This is a genomic window from Winogradskyella echinorum, from assembly GCF_014297365.1.
GTDB classification, from domain to species: Bacteria; Bacteroidota; Bacteroidia; order Flavobacteriales; family Flavobacteriaceae; genus Winogradskyella; species Winogradskyella echinorum.
Map to the genome: position 1 here is coordinate 957,030 of NZ_JACOQD010000001.1, position 21,938 is coordinate 978,967.

General features: G+C 32.2%; 18 protein-coding genes and 8 tRNA genes. 13 read left to right on the plus strand and 13 right to left on the minus strand.

Annotated elements, in window-relative coordinates; genetic code table 11:
* Positions 1-6 precede the first annotated feature (6 nt).
* The 3 genes from H8K90_RS04200 to H8K90_RS04210 are packed head-to-tail and all read left to right on the plus strand — an operon-like array spanning position 7 to position 2,857.
* The gene (locus H8K90_RS04200; protein ID WP_186844683.1) at positions 7-681 is read left to right on the plus strand and encodes an FkbM family methyltransferase; all 675 of its coding nucleotides are present in this window, start codon (positions 7-9) and stop codon (positions 679-681) included.
* Complete coding sequence (locus H8K90_RS04205) at positions 681-2,201, plus strand: B12-binding domain-containing radical SAM protein (RefSeq protein WP_186844684.1); 1,521 nt, start codon at positions 681-683, stop codon at positions 2,199-2,201. The genes H8K90_RS04200 and H8K90_RS04205 overlap by 1 nt, the downstream gene beginning before the upstream one ends.
* Positions 2,198-2,857, plus strand: coding sequence for a methyltransferase (locus tag H8K90_RS04210; RefSeq protein ID WP_186844685.1), 660 nt, complete (start codon positions 2,198-2,200; stop codon positions 2,855-2,857). Before H8K90_RS04205 ends, H8K90_RS04210 begins: the two co-directional genes overlap by 4 nt.
* Positions 2,858-2,962: 105 nt before the next feature.
* Here H8K90_RS04210 and H8K90_RS04215 read toward each other — a convergent pair whose 3' ends face one another.
* From H8K90_RS04215 to H8K90_RS04275, 13 genes are all read right to left on the minus strand, one after another.
* Entirely contained in the window at positions 2,963-4,294 is a 1,332-nt protein-coding gene (locus H8K90_RS04215) for a T9SS type A sorting domain-containing protein (protein WP_186844686.1), read from the minus strand.
* 147 nt (positions 4,295-4,441) lie between these two features.
* Complete coding sequence (locus H8K90_RS04220) at positions 4,442-4,825, minus strand: cupredoxin domain-containing protein (RefSeq protein WP_186844687.1); 384 nt, start codon at positions 4,823-4,825, stop codon at positions 4,442-4,444.
* Positions 4,826-4,853: 28 nt separating this feature from the next.
* Positions 4,854-5,402, minus strand: coding sequence for a carboxymuconolactone decarboxylase family protein (locus H8K90_RS04225; protein WP_186844688.1), 549 nt, complete (start codon positions 5,400-5,402; stop codon positions 4,854-4,856).
* Positions 5,403-5,781: 379 nt separating this feature from the next.
* Entirely contained in the window at positions 5,782-6,624 is an 843-nt protein-coding gene (locus tag H8K90_RS04230) for a helix-turn-helix domain-containing protein (protein WP_186844689.1), read from the minus strand.
* Positions 6,625-6,748: 124 nt separating this feature from the next.
* Positions 6,749-7,519, minus strand: a complete 771-nt coding sequence (locus H8K90_RS04235) for a 3-hydroxybutyrate dehydrogenase (RefSeq protein WP_186844690.1) — start codon at positions 7,517-7,519, stop codon at positions 6,749-6,751.
* On the minus strand, positions 7,512-8,294 hold the full coding sequence (locus H8K90_RS04240; protein WP_186844691.1) for an alpha/beta fold hydrolase: 783 nt from the start codon (positions 8,292-8,294) through the stop codon (positions 7,512-7,514). Before H8K90_RS04240 ends, H8K90_RS04235 begins: the two co-directional genes overlap by 8 nt.
* An 11-nt stretch (positions 8,295-8,305) precedes the next feature.
* Positions 8,306-10,801 carry a TonB-dependent receptor gene (locus tag H8K90_RS04245; RefSeq protein ID WP_186844692.1) on the minus strand — a complete coding sequence of 832 codons (2,496 nt, stop codon included), beginning with the start codon at positions 10,799-10,801 and terminating at the stop codon, positions 8,306-8,308.
* A gap of 171 nt (positions 10,802-10,972) precedes the next feature.
* The gene (locus H8K90_RS04250) at positions 10,973-12,388 is read right to left on the minus strand and encodes a hypothetical protein (protein WP_186844693.1); all 1,416 of its coding nucleotides are present in this window, start codon (positions 12,386-12,388) and stop codon (positions 10,973-10,975) included.
* Complete coding sequence (locus tag H8K90_RS04255) at positions 12,385-13,329, minus strand: alpha/beta fold hydrolase (protein ID WP_186844694.1); 945 nt, start codon at positions 13,327-13,329, stop codon at positions 12,385-12,387. The genes H8K90_RS04250 and H8K90_RS04255 overlap by 4 nt, the downstream gene beginning before the upstream one ends.
* Complete coding sequence (locus tag H8K90_RS04260) at positions 13,326-14,831, minus strand: class I adenylate-forming enzyme family protein (RefSeq protein ID WP_186844695.1); 1,506 nt, start codon at positions 14,829-14,831, stop codon at positions 13,326-13,328. Before H8K90_RS04260 ends, H8K90_RS04255 begins: the two co-directional genes overlap by 4 nt.
* Positions 14,824-16,317 (minus strand): sodium/pantothenate symporter, encoded by a 1,494-nt coding sequence (locus tag H8K90_RS04265; RefSeq protein WP_186844696.1) that lies wholly within the window; start codon positions 16,315-16,317, stop codon positions 14,824-14,826. Before H8K90_RS04265 ends, H8K90_RS04260 begins: the two co-directional genes overlap by 8 nt.
* 384 nt (positions 16,318-16,701) lie before the next feature.
* Entirely contained in the window at positions 16,702-16,878 is a 177-nt protein-coding gene (locus H8K90_RS04270) for a hypothetical protein (protein ID WP_186844697.1), read from the minus strand.
* 81 nt (positions 16,879-16,959) lie between these two features.
* Entirely contained in the window at positions 16,960-17,484 is a 525-nt protein-coding gene (locus H8K90_RS04275; RefSeq protein WP_186844698.1) for a ferritin, read from the minus strand.
* 840 nt (positions 17,485-18,324) lie between these two features.
* Between H8K90_RS04275 and H8K90_RS04280 the strand changes: the two genes are divergently transcribed.
* The 10 genes from H8K90_RS04280 (at position 18,325) to H8K90_RS04325 (ending at position 21,893) form a co-directional block, all read left to right on the plus strand.
* The gene (locus H8K90_RS04280) at positions 18,325-18,909 is read left to right on the plus strand and encodes a tetratricopeptide repeat protein (RefSeq protein ID WP_186844699.1); all 585 of its coding nucleotides are present in this window, start codon (positions 18,325-18,327) and stop codon (positions 18,907-18,909) included.
* Between the two features lie 211 nt (positions 18,910-19,120).
* A tRNA-Asp gene (locus H8K90_RS04285) sits at positions 19,121-19,193 on the plus strand.
* 6 nt (positions 19,194-19,199) lie between these two features.
* Positions 19,200-19,271: transfer RNA gene (locus tag H8K90_RS04290), tRNA-Glu, on the plus strand.
* A gap of 5 nt (positions 19,272-19,276) precedes the next feature.
* Positions 19,277-19,348: transfer RNA gene (locus tag H8K90_RS04295), tRNA-Val, on the plus strand.
* Positions 19,349-19,353: 5 nt separating this feature from the next.
* A tRNA-Lys gene (locus tag H8K90_RS04300) sits at positions 19,354-19,426 on the plus strand.
* Positions 19,427-19,432: 6 nt separating this feature from the next.
* Positions 19,433-19,505, plus strand: a tRNA-Leu gene (locus tag H8K90_RS04305).
* 4 nt (positions 19,506-19,509) lie between these two features.
* Positions 19,510-19,583, plus strand: a tRNA-Leu gene (locus H8K90_RS04310).
* An 83-nt stretch (positions 19,584-19,666) separates the two neighbouring features.
* Positions 19,667-19,737, plus strand: a tRNA-Gln gene (locus H8K90_RS04315).
* Between the two features lie 132 nt (positions 19,738-19,869).
* A tRNA-Phe gene (locus tag H8K90_RS04320) sits at positions 19,870-19,942 on the plus strand.
* A gap of 853 nt (positions 19,943-20,795) precedes the next feature.
* Complete coding sequence (locus H8K90_RS04325; RefSeq protein ID WP_186844700.1) at positions 20,796-21,893, plus strand: slipin family protein; 1,098 nt, start codon at positions 20,796-20,798, stop codon at positions 21,891-21,893.
* Positions 21,894-21,938: the final 45 nt, after the last annotated feature.

The window sequence follows — 21,938 nt, forward strand, 5'->3', positions numbered from 1 at the left end:
GACTATATGCTACAATTCATTAAATCATATAAAAGTCTGCTTTTTTACCGAAAACTAATTGGTAAAAACAACCTATGTTTTGATGTTGGAGCAAATCTAGGAATTAAGAGTAAATTATTTTTATCCTTAGGAGCTAAAGTTATAGCCTTTGAGCCTCAAACTAAATGCCATGAAGCATTACAAAAAATAACACACCGCAATTTTAAATTAAATAAAATAGCAATTGGGTCTAAAAAAGGTGAATTAGATTTACACGTAGGTAACCATATTGAAATAGCAACATTATCTAATAAATTTAAAACCTATTTTACTTCCGAAAATAGCTATTGGGATAAAAAAGAGACCGTTAAAGTTGTAACTTTAAATTCGCAAATCGAAAAGTATGGAATTCCGGATTTCTGCAAAATTGATGCAGAAGGCTACGAATACGAGATTTTAATAAATCTAAATTATAAGATTCCAATTATTGAATTTGAGTTTACTGGTGGATTTATAGAGGAAACAATACTATGCATATCTAAGATACAAAATTTAGGAGTTTATACTTTTAACTATGTACTCAATGAAAAAATAAAAATGAGCTCCAAAAAATGGATGTCAGCTAAAGAAATAACAACACAACTTAATGCAATGAACATTAAAAATCTTCATGGCAATATTTTTGCAAAATTGAATAATTAATGGCCAATAAAATCATCATTTTCAATCCTAAAAGTGCAAACGGTAAACATAGAATACCCAATTCTATTTTACAAGTTGGTGCCTCTATACATGGCAAATACGATTATGTATTTGTAGATGGTAATTTAGAAAAAGACCCATGGCAAACCATCTCTAATTATTTTAATACAGGCGAGTTTAAATACTTTTGTTCTACTGTGATGCCAGGACCTCAACTGAAACAAGCTATTCCATTTACAAAAAAAATAAAAGATAACTATACAAATGCAATAACCATTTGGGGTGGTTATTTTGCTTCAAATCAGTATAAGGTTTCTATAGAAGCACCTTATGTAGATTTTATTGTTAATGGCCCAGGAGACGTTACGTTTCCTCATTTATTAGACACCTTAGAAACAGGTAATTTAGAAGAATTAACAAACATTATGAATCTAATTTATTTAGAAGCTGATGGCACCATTATACGTACCAAAAAAGAAAAACTTCTAGAACAAGATAGTCTGCCTAAGCTACCTTATAAACATCTCAACTCATTTTACGATTTAGAAGGTTATTTAAGCCGCACATTTTTAGGTAATAAAACGCTTTCTTATCATTCTAGTTTAGGTTGTCCATTTACCTGTTCATTTTGTGCAGTGGTGCCTATTTATGATGGGCGTTGGAAAGCTAAATCAGCCAAAACAGTTTACAATGATGTCAAATACTTTAAAGACAACTATGGCATAGATGCTATAGAGTTTCATGACAACAACTTCTTTACATCAAGAAAACGCGTTGTTGCTTTTTCCGAACTAATAAAAAACGACGGAATAACTTGGTGGGGCGAAGGTCGTATAGATACTATTAATAAGTACTCGGATGACGACCTAAAACTAATGAAAGAAGCCGGTTGTAAAATGATTTTTCTCGGTGCAGAAACTGGAAACGACGAGATCCTTAAACAAATGAATAAAGGAGGTACGCAGACAGGGCAAGGGATAAAAGATTTTGCAGCGCGTTTATATCCAATTGGTATTATTCCTGAGTTTTCTTTTGTATTAGGAATGCCAGCAGATACACCAGAACAAGTGATGGCACAAATTGAGTGGGACATCAAGTTTATAAAAGAAATAAAGGAGATAAATCCAAATGCTGAAATCATTATTTATTTATACAGTCCTGTAGCCACGGAAGGTTCAGAGCTTTATGAGCAAATTCAAAAGGCGGGTTTTAGTTTTCCTAAAAAATTAGATGATTGGTTAGATCCTGCTTGGGAAAATTTCGATTTACGAAAAAATCCATTAACACCATGGCTAACACCAAAAATGGTAGATCGCATTATGAATTTTGAAACGGTATTAAATGGTTATTACCCAACAGCTTCAGATTTTAGAATTAAAGGGGTTAAGAAAAAATTACTAAGAGTCATCTCTAAAATACGCTATAAATCAGGAATTTACAAATACCCTTATGAGATTAAAGCATTACATAAAATTTGGAAATATAGACAACCAGAAATTGAAGGATTTTATTCAGAATGATTAGAAAGCTACTAAAAAAGATATCGCACCCATTACTAAAATTCGGAACAGAAAAGTATTTCTCAAAACCTAGGCCATTTAGTTACGAAGGTGTTGAAGTTTTGGTGATGCCAGGTGTTTTTCCACCTCATTACACCTTTAGCACCAAAATACTTTTAGACTATATAAGTCAAATTGAACTGAAAGGTAAAACAGTTTTAGAATTAGGTTGTGGCTCTGGGATTATTTCTTTATATACTTCAAAAAAAGAAGCTATAGTAACAGCATCAGACATTAATGAAAGTGCATTAACTGCATTAAAAGAAGCTTCAATTAAAAACAATTTAGTAATAGAAATTATTAATTCAAATTTGTTTAAAGCAATAACAAATTCTAATTTCGATTACATTTTTATTAATCCGCCATATTATCCAAAATCACCACAGGATGTTAAAGAAAAAGCATGGTTTTGTGGGGAATATTTCGAATATTTTGAAGATCTTTTTAAACAGTTATCTCAAAGAAAAGACAAAAATGTAATAATGATCTTGTCTCAAGACTGTAACATAGATAAGATTAAAGACATAGCTTTTAAAAATCATTTAAAATTAGAAATAGAATTAGAAAGAACAACCATAGCTGAAAAGAATTTTATTTATAGAATTATTACAATCTAAATTTTTAATTAAACTGATCTTTAACGATACATCAATGAAAAATAAAAGAGCGACCAAATTTGGTTGCTCTTTTTAGTTTGTAAGAAACTAGACCATTCAGATACACTAATCTTTAATTACTCGTTTTGTAATACTAGCTCCGTTATTCTTATTGGTAATTTCTAAAAAGTAAATGGCATTTTCTAATTGATCTAAATTAGAAATAACTATTGAACCATCCATTGAGTTTTTTATCTCATTTAAAATAACTCTTCCCTTTATGTCAATTATACTAATATTATAATCGTCGTTATTACCATTAATAAATTTAATCGTTAAAGACGAACTGAAAGGATTAGGACTTATTTCAATTGACTCTAATGTTAATTCTTCTGTACTAAGCGAACCACCACAAATTGACCAACCCATATCTTCCATAAAACCAAGGGTAACTAATCCAGGGTTGTGTATAGCTTCACCTGGCGCAATAAAAGGAGTCATTAAAGAATTAGGATGACCTGCAAAATATGTAGATTCATCCCAATGACTATAGCTAGAACCACCATTAAATGTTGATGGTGCATAAGTAGATGGTTTTACACCTCCATTTTGAGAGGTAGCAATTGGTCCATTACAAAATAAGTTATTCCCTGTAAATTCAGAAAGTAGAGCCGCAGATGGATCTGTAAAACTTGTTATTGGAGCTGGTGTTCCATTTTCAATAAATTGGTCCCAAGGAGTTATAAAACCACTGTTTCTAAGGGCTCCAACTACTGGTGGATCTGGATCTGGATTACCGTCAACATCAGTTGGTACTCTGCCAAATCCAAGAATACCTAGACCATGACCAAGTTCGTGTAATACAACCGATACAAAATCTACCTGCCCTCCAGGAGGGTTAGCATCTAAACCAAAATAAAAATTTGCAGTACTACTAAAAGTTGCTACAATATCATTAGAAGTCCCTGAAGGACCATCGGAATCTTCACCTATAAGTTGCTCTCCAAGCGCAGAAGCAAAAGCCATATTTGTTGGAAATCCTGGAACATTAATTATAAATCCATCAGGACCAGCACCACCCAGTACGCCATCACCTAAGGGTCCAAAATTAGCAAATACTCTAATAGGCACAGGCGATTCTAATAAATTAGACCAAATATCTACAGCTTGTTGAAAAGCAGCTTGTGCTTGCGGTGTAAATCCATTATAGTTTACAATAAAAGTAGAGCAACCACCTCCACCATTAATGACTTTTTGTCTAATATAGTTAGGGACTTTAATAGAAGATTTATGACTGTTAGGACTTGGATAATATCTACAAACGTCCCAATCTAAATCAATCACTTCAATTTCAGAGTTTTGAGCTTGTATAAAAGATGACAGAACAAATAATAAGGATAACCCAAAAACGGTTATCCTCTTTTTGTTAAAAAATTTAAACTTGTAATTTTTCTTCATTATATATTAGTGTTTAGTTAGGACTTAAAGTTAATGTTCTTAGTCTACAAAATCTCATAAACTTACTATTTTATGCATAAAAAAGAGCGACATAAAATTTATGTCGCTCTTCTACTACAATCTATTATTCTATAATTTATAAAACAGCTACTCTACAATTAACGTATATTGAGGCGTAGGATTTAATGGGCAGAAATACACATATTCACCTTTTGCTAATGTTGTTACTTTACTAGTCTCTTTGGTGTTATTCTCTACAGCTTTGGTAACATAAGCTGTTGATATATGATTTTCTGGTTTAGAGGCATCTTTGCCTTTTGGTACTAAAACAAATCCTACTTTATGACCTACATTGTTATTTGAGATTTCAAAAATGTAGTTACCCTCTTTTAACGTAATTTCTTTTTGAGTAAACTCTCCTTTAGTTTGCTCTAAAGTTACAACTGTAGCTTTAGCTTTCATTTTGTCTTGTGCATTACCAATTAATGTAAAGGTTAATGCAATTACTAATATTGAAATGATTTTTTTCATAATGTTAAAATTTATAGTTTATTTATTATTATACTGTTTCAGTTTCTAACGGTTGAGCTACTGGAAAATCTACAGGAACTTTAGTTGTACTATGTACATAGTTAGAAATAGTTTTATCACCTACTAAAGAAATAGTATCTATTAAATTTCCTTTGGTATAACCAGCATTAAAAAAGTTTTCTAATACCGCTTCATCTGTCTTTCCTCTATTTTCAGTAATGTTTTTTGCCAATTTTGCTAAAGCATTAAGTTTTGCATTATCTGAAGAAAAACCAGCTCTAAATTCTAAGATTTGTTCATCACTAAAACCATTCATTTTTCCAATTGCAGTGTGAGCAGAAAGGCAGTAAATACAATCATTTACTTGACTAACAGCTAAGTTTACTACTTCTTTCTCTTTAGCAGACAAAGATGTTTTAGCATTTGCAAAGTTTAAGTAGTTTTCTAATGCTGTATCACTATGCGCATAAGTTGCATATAAATTTGGCACAAAACCTAAACCTTTATTAAGGTTGTCAAAAATTGCTTGATTGTTTGTGCTTACGTCTTCTCTTGTTGGTACATTAAATGTGTTCATAATTTTAAATTTTTATTCTGAATTTTTATTCAGCGTTTTGTTATTATTTTTTGTTGATACAAAGTTGCGACAGATAAGAAACTTATGGAATGATTATATTTCCCTTAGGCTTGTCATTTTTTCCCTTTGCAATTTTTTAGCTTATATGCGGCCTTTCAGCATCACAATAAAAATCATGGATGTATTTATGCTCGCAATATGTTTTAGTAACAATTGTGTTTGTTATTGGTTTAGGGCTTCTTCTAAATATTTCAATGAGATTGAATATTGATTTGTGTTTAAGTTTCATCTTGTTATTGTTTTAATATTACAATGCAAAGATGACGCAAGAGATAAAGTTAAAGAATAGTAAAATTGCCCAAGAGCTTGTCAATTTTTCCTAACCATTAGTTTTAAGACCTTTTTTATAGTTAGATGGAGTTAAAGATGTATGTTTTTTAAATAAACGACTTAAATGCGAAGGGTCTTCAAAACCAATTTCAAAGGCAATTTCTTTTGCCGTCTTATTTGTATAGGTTAATAATCGTTTTGCTTCCAAAACAATACGCTCGTGTATAATTTGTAAAGGACTTCTATTAAGTTTAGCAAAATTATTAGATAATGTTTTTGGTGATCTAAACAATTTTTCAGCATAAAAAGCTACACTATGCTCAGTTTTAAAATGCTGTTCTACCAAAAAATTAAACTCACGCAGTAAATCTACTTTAGAGCTTTTAGGAGTTTCAACTATACCTTCTTTAGTCTTTAATAACCGTGTACATTTAATAATAAATCTTGCCATTAACATTCTAAGCATTTCTGCTTGTATATTGTCTTCGGTTTCTAATTCATCTATAAACACATCATGAAGCGTTTTAAATTTATATCGCTCAGTGTCATTTAAATGAATTACAGGAATATTAGTATTTCCAAAAAACAAAATACCAGCACAGCTTACTTCTTGGTCGTGGTCTTTAATACAATAAAATTCTCTATTAAATTGATAAACAATGGCATCATTACCTTTTATATATTCTAAGTACTGAATTGGAGTAAGTGCTAAAATACTATGAGGTTTAATTGTAAAAGGAATACTATCTATAATGATTTCAATAGCATCAGAATTAGACCAAATAAAAGTATAAAATTCGGTCTGTTTAGCTTTACTAAACGACTTTAAATCCCCTTCATTACCAATACTAAAAATGGCGTTGGTAGAAAACTCTTTAAATGTATAAATCATAGCCACTAAGTCTCATTTATGGCATAGACATTACAAATAAATTTAAATTTTATAATTTAAAAGGCGCCAGAAAACTTTGACTAACACTTAATTTTTTCTGACGCCTGATTTTAAAAACATATAATTATTGAGCGCTCCAACCACCATCAAGAGCAAATGAAGTACCTGTTATAGTTGTAGAGCTTTCTTTAGCAAGAAATATTGCCATATCTGCAATGGCTTGCACAGGTACAAATTGTTTTACGGCTTGTTTTTTTAGCATCACTTTTTCAACCACCTCTTCTTCAGTCATTTGATGTGCTTTGGCCTGATCTTTTATTTGGCCTTCAACCAATGGAGTTTTTACATATCCAGGACAAATAGCATTACAAGTAATATTGAATGGAGCTCCTTCTAAAGCTAGTACTTTCGTCATACCTATTACTCCATGTTTAGCCGTAACATATGCCGATTTAAATTCTGAAGCTCTAATGCCATGTACAGAAGACACATTAATTATCCTTCCGAACTCTTGAGATTTCATTTGTTTCCAAGCGGCTTTTGAAGCGTAGAACACAGCATTCATATTAATGGCTATAATATTTTCGTATTTCTGATTTGGAAAATCTTCTATTGGTGAAACATATTGAATGCCAGCATTATTTACTAATACATGAAGCGCACCAAAAGTTTCAATGGTTTTTTTTATTAATGCTTCAATAGCTTTGGATTGTAATAAATTTGCATTAGAAAAGGCAACTTTTATCCGATGCTTATCTCCAATTTCCTCGGCTATTTCAGGTCCATTTTTCTCTAAGCCATGAAACATAATATTATAGCCTTCTTTAGCAAATTGCTTTGCAATTCCTAGACCAATACCACTTGTGCTTCCTGTAATAAGAACGGTTTTATTCATGGTTTAAAAATTTTTGAAGTTCGAGATTAAATGCCTCTGGTTGATCTATAACCACTCCGTGTCTTGAGTTTTTAATAACACTTAAACTAGCATTTGGCAATTTTTGTACATAGTCTTCTTTAAATGATACAGGTGTATAATCCATGTCTGATGCTACAACAAGTGTTCTAGTAGAAATTTCTTTTATTCGATCTCCCAAACCCCAAGCCATTAAGGTTACAAAAGAATTGTAATAGGCATTATAATCGTTGTTTTTACAACGCTCTTCAAATTGATTTCTTAATTCTATTTGGTGATCTTCAGGAAACATATTAAACGAAATTTCTTTAGCTAATTGAGCTAAACCTTTAGTTTCTAAATAATGTGTTCTACTCTGTAAAAGTTCTTCACCTATTTCTCCCATATTGTTAAAATCTGGTCCACTATTTACAATAACTAGGTTGTCTAAATATTCAGGATGTTTAGCTGCCATTTCAAAAGCGACTGCTCCTCCCATGGAAAAACCAACAATAGTTGCCTTTTTAATATTAAGTTGGTCTAAAAACTGTTTGACATCTTCAGTCATTAATTCTACACCGTAATCTGACTTTGGTTTAGTAGAATTACCATGTCCTCTGAGGTCTAAAGCGATGACTTTGTAATTTTTTGAAAAGAATGGAACTTGTGCGTCCCAATCTTTTTTTGTTGATCCTAATCCATGAAGCAATAGAAGTACTTGTCCTTCTCCATAAGCTTCATAATCAAGTTCTATAGTATTAACTTGTAATATTGGCATGGTTAAGACGCTTAGTTATTTTCTGGAGCTTTGTTTTTAAAGAAGTTGATTTTATACTTCAATTCAAAAGACACTAAAGTTTCTATTACTGGAGAAGCAACAAATTCTCTAACTTCTGCGTTAAATAAATTTGTAATATTAAGACCTAAAGATAAGCTGTCCGAAAAATTATAACCTGCGTTTGCATCTACTGTAAATCCACCTAACTGACCGTAGTTCCATGTTCTTCCAACTTGGGCATTTTCAACAATTTCGTTAACTCCGTCACCATCTTGATCTTGTGTTTCAGCAGCTACATTTATACCAGAGAAGAAATCATACTTTTGTACATATCTTCCGTAAATTGCTCCATAAAATTTTCCTTTATTGTAATGAAATCCTAAGCTAAATTTATGATTTGGTGTATTAATTGGCAATTCACTTTCTAGTACTTGGCCATCTAAATTTCCATCATTATCAAGATCATTTTTATCTAAATCGCGATCAAAGTAAGAGTAGTTAAACGATGTTCTTAAATTGTTATTAAAGTAATAGTTAAGTCCAATATCTAGACCATAAGTATCTACATGTCCAAAGTTTAAATAGGTTAGTACAAATGAGCCGTCTGAACCTGGAACAACATCGCCTATTGGTTTGTCACCAACATGTGTTACAAAGTTACCATTTGCGGCATCAGCTACATTACGTAGTGGACTAATAAAATTATCGGATTGATTATAATAAGCATTAGCATCTATGAATAATTTATCAGATAACTGACCTTTATAACCTATTTCGTACGAGTTAATAGTCTCTACATCTAACTTCTGAATTTTTGTACCATCAGTTAATGTAAAACCTTCACCATTACCGAGAACTAAACCTCCAAATAAATTACCTTTAAGATTAAGAATCGATGGTACGGCAATACCTTTACCATAGGTTACTCTAAAGGTTCCATTATTCATTTTTTTAGTTATTGCCACCTTTGGAATAAAGTTAGAGCCATATAACTCATGATTGTCTACACGTCCTCCAAATAAAAAGCCCCATCCAGAATCTTCCATTTTATATTCTAACTGTGTATAGATACCTGTTTGGTCTAAGTCTATGCCATCCTCATCTAGTAAATAAGTGCCTTTTGAGTCTGCCATGTCTAACTGATACTGAGCACCAACGGTTGCATAAAAATTTCCCCAATTATTATTGTACTGAGCTTCTGCATTAAATCGTTGCGAGTCGTCTTTGAACAGAGCACCTCTTTGTAATGCAATACCTTCTCCTTGGTTTGCACCAGTTTGAAACCATTGTTCGGTGAAAGAACGTTCTCTTGCTTCTTCTTCTGAAAATCCATTTTCTATAAACGAAACATAGTTTTGAGTTCTTTGGTTCATTGCATAGGTTTTGTCTGTTTTACTCCATGTGTAATACGTATTTGCAAAGAAATGCTTAGACACATATTTTAATTGTGCTACATCGATGCTCCAATCTTTTATCTGATTTCTACCTGCACTAGTAATACCTATATTGTTGTTGTTACTATGTCCATAATATCCAGAAATTTCTGAACTCGATGTTGGTTTGTAGAATAATGAAGCACCATATTTTTGTGAATCAAAATCGCGATCTAAATCTAATTCTTTATAAGCGTTTGTGCCCACATAAACACTATCTACATAATTAAACTCTGTTCCTTGAGATCTTTCAAAATGAAATTTATAAGCAAACTTTTCATCTATAACTTGTGCATGTCTTAATCTAGCTGTAATAACATTTTGGTTTCCTGCTCCAACTGCAAATGTTGTTCCTTCTGAACGTCTCGGATTTTTAGTTATGGTACTAACAAGTCCGTTATGAGCATTTGGGCCATAAAGCGTTCCATTAGGACCTAGTAATATTTCCACACGCGCAATATCATCTTTAGTAACAGTAGAAAATGAACCCATTGGTAAACCCGTAGCTATTAAGGTTGAAAGCCTATCATCTGTAACTTGTAAATTCTTAGAATTAAAAGCAGAATTAAATCCTCTTATATTAATACCAGTACCTAAAACACCACTTCTTACAAAGTCAACACCTTTTTGTCTAGAGGCTAATTCTCCAATATTAAAACTCGAAAATTCTTCAATATCTCTTGCACTAATTACATTTACAGTGGCAGGTACATCGGTTATTTTTTGCGGTTGCTTATTTGCCGTAATAATAACTTGGTTTAAAACCGTATCAGATTCCTTTATAGAAGTGTTGAGCGTAGTAGCACTCCCAGCTGTAACTGTTACGCTTTGTATAGAAGTTTCGTAACCAAGGTAAGACACTGAGACATCATAGGTGCCTGGAGCTATGTTCTCAATAATATAATTGCCATCAAAATCTGTTACAGTTCCTTTGTCTAAGGCTTTAATATAAACCGTAGCGCCAGATAAAGGCATACCGTTTACTTCGGTAATAATTCCTTTAATACTTCCGGTATCTTGAGCGTAAATATTAAAAGAACTAATGAGGGTAAGTAAAAAGAATAGTTTTTTCATAATATAAGACAATTGATTAAGTTAGTTTATTTATTAGTTTGTAGAGCAATCTATTATGAAATTGAAAATAAAGACAATTAAAAGGAAAAGCTTTTAAGTGTGACTTTCTTAAATTTTTAAGATATAATTTGAAGTTTAATAGCTGAAAAGGGTCGATTTTGCTATACTTTATTAGATGTGCGACTTTAGCTCTAAAAAGGCTTCGGGTAAATTGTTTGAAAGTCTATCGATGACCTTAATCATTAATTGTTTTTGGTTTTTTGTAGGATGAATCGCTTTAAGTGGTGCCTTAATTTCTTCTAATAAACGATTAGAATTTATTTGTCCTTCCATATATCTTGAAAGTGAAATACTCCAAAAAATATTTGGAACATAGTTGTTTTGTTTTTGCCGTTCACTTTCCTTTTCAATTAGGTTAAACTTTGAGGCTAGCTTTAAAACTTCCTCATATTTTTCAAGAATTATCAATACATTAATATATGAGGTAAAAAAATGATGCCAGCGATGGTTTAAGACTTCATTTTTATATTTTTTTAAAAAGGTTTTTGCAGTAGATTCAGCAAGTTTATGTTTTTGAAGTTCAGACAGAACACGCACGCGATACGAACAATAGCCTATTTTTTGATGGTAATTATGAGTCTCCTTATATAGATCGTGATGCTGTTCTAATAAAGTAAAAGCACCTTCTGGTTTATTATTTCTCAATAAAATGGCAACCAAATTATTTAGATACATTAGAGCATCATTATTCTTTTGCCTTATAGATAAATAACCATAAAATTCAGCTTCTTCAAACTCATCTTGTTTAGAGTGAAGCAATACTCGGCTTGCATAATAATTAGATAATAAACGTCTAGAGTACATTTCACCTTCACTGAAATAATAATCAATTTGGTTAAAAATAACTTTTAGCTTATCGTTCTCGTTATAATTGGTGTACATAAAAGCGAGTAAAACAAATGCCTGATATCTGTTTTTGCCATCTATATTTTTATCATTAAAAACGTCGAGTAACCACGTTTCTAAATGTTTTGTTTCGTTATTATTTCGGGTGTATTGATTAGTAATTTCTGTAGTTGCCTTGTAGAGTTTATCTTTTATCTCTTTGGCTTCTGCGTACTTAGTTTTGTATGTTTCTATAAAATCTGCTACGACATCATGGTCTTTGTAGCGCATTCTTACTAATAGATAAGACTTATATTCCTTAGCAAGCTCATATAAATTCTGAAAATTGAACTCAATATTTTTATAGGATGAAATATAATTTAAAAAGTCTTTTTCTTCGTTTGAAGCAATAGCATCTGTTAGGATTTTTTTATTTAAAGACATAATCCATGCAATTGTAGCATCTACATCTATGCTTGCAAGTTTTTTCTCAATCCAATCTTTTATATAGGAATATTTTCGTTTATCAATTGTAGAATCAAAAACTACAGGTTTGTTTTGAGATAAAGCATTAGCAATAACTAATGAAATTATATTGCGTTTTTCAGAGTCCGTAAACTGATATCTATTTTCTAGATATTTGGCTTCATTAGGTAAAATGGTTTTACTAAACTCTGTAAATTTTTTAAGCTTTGTTTTCATTCTGCATCGACAAATTGCTGAATGAGCATATTAATTTCTGAAGGTTTTTCATATTGAACAAAATGTCCAGCATCTTTTATGTACTTCACCTTTACAGATTTTATATACTTTTTAGCTACATTACCAACATCTTCAACACTTAGCTTTGGATTAAAATAACGGTTAGGAATCAGTGCATCCATATCACCAAACACTACTAAGGTTGGTTGAGAAATGGCTTCTAAATCTTTAATAACAGGTTCATCTAACATGCCCGAAATACTGTTTGCTATAGCATCACAATGTGCTTCAAAATCTGAAGCTTCTTTTATTTTTTTTCGGTCTTCAATCATTTTTGAAACCGATTCTGGTATGGTATGAAAATTAAGTGCGTAGTTTTTTTCAATTTGTGCATCGGTTGTGTTTTTAACCATTTCTGGCGAAAAATAACCCTTCATAAATGTTGCATTAGTTGCTGTAAATTGCTCTAAACCTGCAGGAGCAACTAAAATTAATTTTTCAATAGTATTAGGATAAGCTGCAGCAAATTTTATACTGGCTTGGCCTCCCATGGAATGACCAACTAAGACGACATTTTTAAGCTGAAGTTTTTCTATAAATTTGTACAAAACTTCAGCAAAAAAGGAAGGTGTATACACAGCATCAGGTTTAGATGATTTTCCGTATCCAGGCAGATCTAAAGCAATGCATGTATATTGATCTTTTAGTGAGGCGATATTTTTAGACCAAGCATCAGAATTACTACTTAAACCATGCACAAATAAAAGTGTGATTTTATTGTTGCCTTCTTTTATATAGTTTATTTCCAAGCTGTCAATAGTTATGGCATGGGTTTTAAAATTATAATCTGAAAGTAATTCTTTCATTGGTTTTTTAGTGTTTTGAGAAAATAGTGTAGCGTTAAAAAAAAGAATTAATAATACTATTCCAAATCGTTTCATTGTTGGGATTTTAAAGCGTTAAAATATTTATTGAGTTTTTTTCGAGATACTTTCCCGACACTGGTTATTGGAATTTCGTCTAGTATAAAAATGTACTTTGGGTGTTTAAAAGCTACCAAATTATTTTTTAATTCTTCACGTATTTCAGTAACCGAAAGGTCTTTATTTGTTGAGGTTACAAAGGCTATACCACATTCTCCCCATTTGTCGTCTTTAACACTTAAAACAACCGCTTTTTTTATGGCTTCTATCTGTTCTAATTGTGTTTCAATTTCTTGAGGATAGATATTTTCACCTCCAGAAATATACATGTCATTTTTACGACCTTTTATGTATAAAAAGCCTTCATTATCACTGTAGGCAAAATCGCCTGTGAATAACCAGCCTTTCTTAATTTTATTACTTGTTTTAACTGAGTTATTCCAATATCCTGGAGTAACGATATCTCCTTTTATACAGAGTTCGCCAACTTCATATGGCTTTACAGTTTCTCCATTAGTATTCACAATTTTTATATCTAAATAAAAATTAGGTTTTCCAATAGAATTAGGTTTAAGCTCTGTCATTTCATGGTGTAATGACGTAATGCTTGGTCCTGCTTCTGTCAATCCATAACCTGGTCTAATAAAAATGTTTTTCTCTTTTTTCCAAAAACTAACCAGTTCTGATGGCACTTTTTCGCCACCAGAAATAATATAACGCAACTTTCTAAGATTTACATCTTTAAAAACAGGTGTTTTTTGCATCATCAATAACATAGTTGGCAATGCCATAAATAAAGTGGTCTTATTGAGCTCTAAGAGACACAATATTTTTTCGGCATCAAATTTCTCTAACATGCCTATATGTGCTCCTTTATGTAATAATGGTGTTACGAAAACATGCCAGCCAGAGGTATGGTAAGGCGGTAATGTATTTATGGTAGAATCTCTGAATGTAATGCCGAGTTGCATGGAAGTATTTAGGCTGTTCCAAAATAACATTTTATTGGTGTAAACAACACCCTTTGGTGTACCAGTTGTGCCAGATGTATAGAAAATGAATAACGGGTTATCTTCTTTAATCTGAAAAGTTTGAGTTGTTAAATATCCAGAAGTTTCATAATAATTAGATAATCTTTCAAAAGTTGAAATGTTTAAATTCTGAATTGGTAATTGTTCTGCTTTGTCTTTGTGATTGTTATTATAAATAAATAAACTTGGTGTGCAATCAACAACCAATTTAGATATTTCATTAACAGACTGTCTGTAATTTAATGGTACCAAAACAAGTCCCATTCGCTGGCATGTAACAAACAGAACCATGTACTCTAAACCATGATCTGCTAAAACTGCTATTCTATCACCTTCTTCGAGATGGAATTCTGTAAATTTTTTAACTAAACGATTGGCATAGATATGTAATTCGCTATAAGTATAGCTTTTATTAGCATCATACGAAGTAATAGCGACTTTATCGGGAGTGTAATCTGCCCATTTAGCTGTCCAATCTAACCTATCCACGTTCTACTTTTTTTGAATCTATTTTAAATATAATATAACCAACAATTAAAGATGTGATAATTCCTATTGCAGCTGAAACACCAGGATTATTTACTGGTTCTTGCATGTAGGGCGTCAATCTGCCATAATAAATTCCAAAATGCACTACAATAGCAGTAATACTAGCAATAAATACAGATCGGGTTGAAACATGTTTTAAAAATGTGCCAAATAAAACAGGTACAAAAGCAGCGGCGAAGTAGGCATAGACCCCATTTTGGGCGAAAATTGCCACACTAACGTTAGGGTTTTTTATCTGTTCCCAGCTTAATAAAAAGCTTACAATACCTAAAACTATTATAACCACTTTATTTATGGTTATGGTCTTTTCAGTAAATTTATCATTAAATAGAGGATTAATTATATCTGAAGTAATAGTTATAGATAAAGATTGAATTAAACTTTCTAAAGTAGATAAACCTGCGGAAATTAAACCCACCACAATAACTAAACCAACAGCCACCGAGAACTTTGTGACTACATAGGTTGGAATAATTTCATCCATTCGTAGTTTCTCACCATTTACCATAAAATCTGGAAAACTGATACGAGCATAAAGGCCAACAATAACAACTAAAAAGAAAACAATCATAAAAGCAATACCACTAAATAGATAGGAATTAATTTTACTGGAATCCTTTAGTAATAGGGATTTGGTAATAATATGTGGTTGACAAACAATCGCAACACCAATAACAATTTGGGTTAATATAATTTCAAAATAATCTCTAAACAAGAAACTCGATGGGTTCGTAGATTTTGTTAAATTAGGATCAATTGCGTTTAGTTTATCCATAAAACCAGTAACACCATTTGCAAAATATTCCGAACCAGATCCTATTAATATTAGAGCTACAATACACATTATTATTGCTTGGATGGTATTGGTGTAAACCATAGAATTTGCACCACCAAACATCATATACCCAAATACAAAAGCAGTAATTGCCATAAGTACGTAAAACGGTTCTGCGTTTAGTGATTTTGAAATTACTTGTGTTAGTCCTACATTAATAAGTACAATAAATGTAATTAATAACAGTGCAATAAAACCAAAGAAGAAGGCATAACTTTTACTTTTATATCGTTTGCCTATCCATTGTGCCATAGTTGTAGCCTTTACTGCATTCCCTTGTTTAACAAAGCCTTTTGTAAAAACAATTAGGGAAATAAATGCCGCAGTTGGCAATACAATAGCAAAAGAAATAACTCCAGAAATACCATAAAGTGCAATAAATCCAGGATTTATAATAAAGGTGGCAGCACTTGTCATGGAAGCTGCTAAGGACAAACCAACAACCCAAGATGGAAAGCCAATATTGCCAACGGCATAATCTTTTATGTTCGTGTTTTTACGAGCGCCTCTAATGACGAAAAATAATATTACAGCAGCATAAACTGCTAATAAAATCCACATATACGTCACTAACTTGTCTGATGCTATCATTGTTTTTATTAGTCTTTAAAACAAATAACAAACTTTAAATAATTCTAGTCCTTACTATTTTATTTTATACAGGTGTGACTTTTGAGTTATATTGAGTTTATTTTATAGTAAATACTAATTTATATAAATAAAATAGAAGTGCGACTTATTGTTACGTAAATTAATTGGGATAGTTTTTATAATACTTTTATGATGCTTCGTTCATTACATTGGTTTGTATCTATTAAGAAGGTTAAATGAGATATCAAATTGGCCAAAATTAAAAGAGTAACTAACCGTTCTTAGAAATAGTTTCGCTATTACATATACTATATTTGAATGTTGAATAAAATCTAAACGAATAGGCTTAAAACGATGGAAATTTCTAAAACAAGTCTAAAAACTTTAGGCAACTTTTTTAAGAAGATCAAAGCAAGGGCATTTTTTACAGCGCTTATTTTCTGCCTTTTTGTACTTTTTACAGCACTTGGATTTTACTTTACCTAAAGCATCAAAACCAGAAGTTTGAAGAACTTTAATTCGTTCTTCTTTTAGTTTTTTGTTTTTCTTTTTTTTGCCCATTTGCAGTTCCCTATGGATTGGGATCTTTAAATTCGGCAACAAAAATAGTTATTTTTATTAATTCTAAATAAACTTTAACACTTAAATTCCAGCGCCAGGTGTCTGAGCAGCAGAGCTTACTGTAAGTTGTTGTATATCTCTATCAAACAAATACAAGCCACCTTTGTCATCTCCAATCATATTTATTTTATCAAGGATCGTTCTTGCCATAGCTTCTTCTTCAATTTGCTCGGCAACATACCATTGCAAGAAATTGTGTGTAGCATAGTCTCTTTCCTCAAGTGAAATATGAACAAGCTCATTAATGCTTTCGGATACAAAAACCTCGTGCTCTAATAGTTTTTTAAACATTTCTTTGAAAGACTTAAACGTAACATTTGGTGCATTAAGCTCAGATATTTGTGCATGTCCACCACGTTCGTTAATAAACTTTACCAATTTTAGCATATGCTCACGTTCTTCATCAGATTGGTCGTACATAAAGTTAGAAATACCTTCTAATCCTTTTACTTCTGCCCAAACTGCCATGGCAAGATATACCTGAGACGATTCGGCTTCTATACGTATCTGCTTGTTTAATGCAGCTTCTATTGATTTTGATAACATAATTCCTTTTTTACCAAAGATACAGACAATCAGCTTTATTCTAAAACTATTCAAAGCGCGATGTTGCCTATGGAGCGTAATTCAGATTTAATCTAATTTGAGTTAGAATTTTGATTTTACCCATATTTTATAGCATATTTGCAACACTAATGAGAAAAACAATGGTACATAGAGCACCAAAATCACTGATGTGTCAGTGGGATTATCGTGGAAATAGCATTGAATTATTTCAACGACAAGGACGTTATGTATCTATTTTTAATCATTAATTGTATATGATTTAAACACAAAAACTATAAATAGTACAAGCGTCCAAGAAGTTGGGCGCTTTTTTTATGAAAAAAATTAGAAAAATTTGAAACTAGACTTTAAAAACTAAAATAACACGTATTGAAGACTAAGCAATTGGGAGACAGACGCTTGCCAAAAACCTTCAAACATCTGCATAAAGCGGACAGGAATTTCCTTGCTTAAAAACAATATAACTAACTAAAAATCAATTAATTAAATTGTTTTTTTATTTGGAATTTTCAAAAATTACATTTTATATTTGCATCGCAGAATTAAACAATTCGCAATAACATAATTAATAAAAAAACAAGAAGCCATGCTAAAGCATATAGTAGCATTTCAAAATTTAAGTTATGACCTCGAGTCATTTACAAGGCTTCGGTATTTTCTGTAGATAATTTATTTCCCAGAGAAAAATCCGAAGCAAACAAACTGTTTCGGATTTTTTATTTCAAAAAATTTAAGAATACATCAATCTGAACAGTTTTAAGAGCACCACCAAATGGTGTTGCATTTTAAAACAGTAATAATCAATTGAATTAATATATCATGGAAAATAATTTACATAACATCCATTTGTTTAGAGCCATTGAAGCCTATCCATGGGAATTAGAAAGAGCAGTTGAGGCATTAAATTACGCTTTGTCTTACGACCCAGAAAATGTAAAAGCCTTGCATTTAATGGCAAAAGTGCACTACGAGCAATTGGGTGATAATGAAACGGCAAAAAAGTACTTTGAAACAGCTTTAGCGAGTCGATTGAATATACCAGATGTGTATCCGGATTACATACGGTTATTAATTAATAATCACGATTTTAAAGAAGCGCAAAGATTAATTGATTTTGCCAAAACCGTAAAAGGAATTGATAGAGCAAGTATCGCTTTAACTCAAGGACAGTTATACGAAAGTATCGCTAAATATGAAGATGCTGAAAAAGTCCTTAAAGACGCAAAGCAATTAGCCTTAAATGATGATTTTATAAGTTTTGTTGATACTGTTTTATCTCGAGTTAAAAAGAAGAGAAAGATTCAAGCCAATGAAAATAGAATCATAGAAAATCAGGTTAAAAAAGAAGCTGAAACTGAAGTTAAAAACAGTTGGTTTCAGAATCGGTTAAATAATTTATTGTAATAAAAAGAAAGGAGAATTTATATAAAAACTGTCACATTGAGCGTAGTCGAAATGTATTAAAAACAAAAAAATGCATTTTCTCGACTTCGCTCGAAATGACAGTGAATAGATGACCTTTTTAATGGGAATTCGTCAGCGTTGGAGAGCTGAGACAGACTGTAAATCTGTTACCTCTGGTTGAGTAAGTTCGAATCTTTCAATTCCCACAAATAGTATCGTAGCTCAATGGCTAGAGTGCTCGGTTGTCTCCCGAGAAGTTGCGAGTTCGAATCTCGTCGGTACTGCGAAATGCTCCGTTGGTCAAATGGTTAAGACGCCTGACTTTCTATCAGGAATTAAGGGTTCAATTCCCTTACGGAGTACAAAATGAGGTATAGCTCAGTGGAAGAGCGTCACGCTTACATCGTGAATGTCATAGGTTCGATTCCTATTATCTCAACTAATTGAGGTGTAGCTTAATTGTTAAAGCACCGAGCTTTTAACTCGGGTGATTTAGGTTCAAGTCCTAATACCTCAACAATTTGCAGGAATGGCGAAACGGCAAACGCACTCGACTTAGAATCGAGAAACTGGGAGTTCGAATCTCTCTTCCTGTACAATGCTCCACTAGCCCAATTGGGAGAGGCAACGGTCTTAAACGCCGAAAAGTCCAAGTTCGAATCTTGGGTGGAGTACGAATAAGCTTATAGTGTAATGGATAGCATTCAAAGCTACGGACTTTGAGGTATGAGTTCAAATCTTATTAAGCTTACAATAATAACCTGTGGTGTAATGGTAACACTCAAGATTTTGATTCTTGTATTATAGGTTCGAATCCTATCAGGTTATCTGGTGTCTATAGTGTAATGGCTAGCACAAGAGGTATATCCTCTAGGATCAAGTTCGAAATGCAAAGCATTCATGAGTACTTATTTATTTAAGTAGAAATGAAACGAACTAATCTTAATAGACACTAAAACCGGAACAGTAGCAAAGTTGGTCAATGCACCAGATTGAAGATCTGGCGATATAGGTTCGAATCCTGTCTGTTCCACAAATGAAATAGTTCGTTGAAAATATTTCTGCCTACGCAGGAAATGATATCAAGCTGGTCTTGTTGGGTGTTTCGGTATAGCACTATTGTATAATTCGTTGCAGAGATGCATTATGGTTTTATATACAACTAGACTTGAAGGTTTTGACTATTAACCAAAAAATAGTCACCAGTTCTATGTACGTGGGTTCGAATCCCACCTTCCCCTCAAAAGATAATAAAAAAATGGGGAAGTAGCTTAGCGGTGAAGCAATAGATCGTAGCTGTCGTCGGTTCGAATCCGATCTCTAGCTTGGATAATATCCATGGCTATTGTAGCTCAGTTAGGTTAGAGCACTACGCTTTTAACGTAGGTTATGGACTTATAATCCATCAACACCAAAGCTTATCATCTTGTAAAACTGATAGCCAAGCAGTCCGTCACACTGCTCAATAAAAATGACAAAAATGGTGGATTGTGAATTGGCTTTAGATTCCTGTTGAAGCCTGTCTTGAGCTAAGACGAAAGGCAGGAATGACAGTAAAAGAGCAATTTTAGATGTTCCAGAACTACTGATTTGTAATCTTAAAAGTAGTTACTGCTTTGATATAAAGTTTGAAAGACACATCGATAAGATACCTTTTTCAGCAAAATGTCATTGCACTAATTGTGGATGGTTTTACTATGAGTATTTCCGTACGGAAGAGATGATTTGCAATCTGCTATTTTTTAAAAAGAAAATAGAATAAAAAATATACTTCAAAAATTATTGAGCTCGTCAGTGATTTTTGAAGCTGGTAATCCGTCCGTTACAAGAATTACCAATCCGCCTTAATTGGCAAACACTAATGTTTAATTTTAAAAACAAAAACAATGTTACGAGTAAGAATTAATGCAGGAAAAGTAGGTTTAGTATTCAAAAGAGGAGATTACGTGAAGGTAATTACTCAAGGATTACACTGGCTAGGGCTCAATAAGCGTGTTTTAACGTATGATTTGAGTGCAATTTTCACAGCACCAGTAGCATTAGAAATCTTATTGAAAGATGAGGTTTTAGCTAATATGCTAGATGTTATTGAGGTAAAGGACGGAGAAATCGTTTTTCTATACGAAAAAGGAAATTTTAAATCTATTCTAACCGCTGATCGTTATGTGTACTGGAAAGGACTAATTGAACGCGATTATGTGCGTGTAGATTTAAGTAAAATTTACATTACAGAAAAATTAGACAAATCGCTATTTAGCAAATTAGAAGTGAATAAATACATCAGAACATTTGAAGTCGCAACTTACGAAAAAGCAGTGCTTTTAGTAGATGATGTATATACCAAAACTTTAGAAGGTGGTACATACCGTTTCTGGAGAAATGACACTTCTATTAAAATTGCAAAAGCAGATTTACGTCAGTTACAATTAGAAATTGCAGGACAAGAATTGTTAACTAAAGATAAGGCAGCTATCCGTATCAACTTTTACACACAGTACAAAGTTACAGATGTAGAAAAAGCGCTTTTAGATAACAAGGATTACGAAAAGCAATTATACATCACTATGCAATTAGTTTTGCGTGCTTATGTTGGTGCATACACTTTAGATGAATTGTTAGAACGTAAAGAAAATATTGCTGAGGCCGTATTTGAAGACGTAAAGGCAAGTGCAACTAAATTAGGTGTAACCGTACTAAACTGCGGTATAAGAGATGTGATTTTAACTGGTGAAATGAAAGATATCATGAACCAAGTTTTAGTCGCTCAAAAGAAAGCACAAGCTAATGTTATTATGAGACGTGAGGAAACAGCTTCTACACGTAGCTTGCTAAATACGGCAAAGTTGATGGAAGAGAATGACATGCTGTACAAGCTAAAGGAGATGGAATATGTGGAAAAAATAGCTGAGAAAATTGGCGAGATTACAGTCTCAGGTAATGGAAATATGGTAACACAATTAAAGGAGATTTTCTCTGGAAAATAAGTGGGTGTAAAAAAAGCGCAAGTTATTGACTTGCGCTTTTAATTT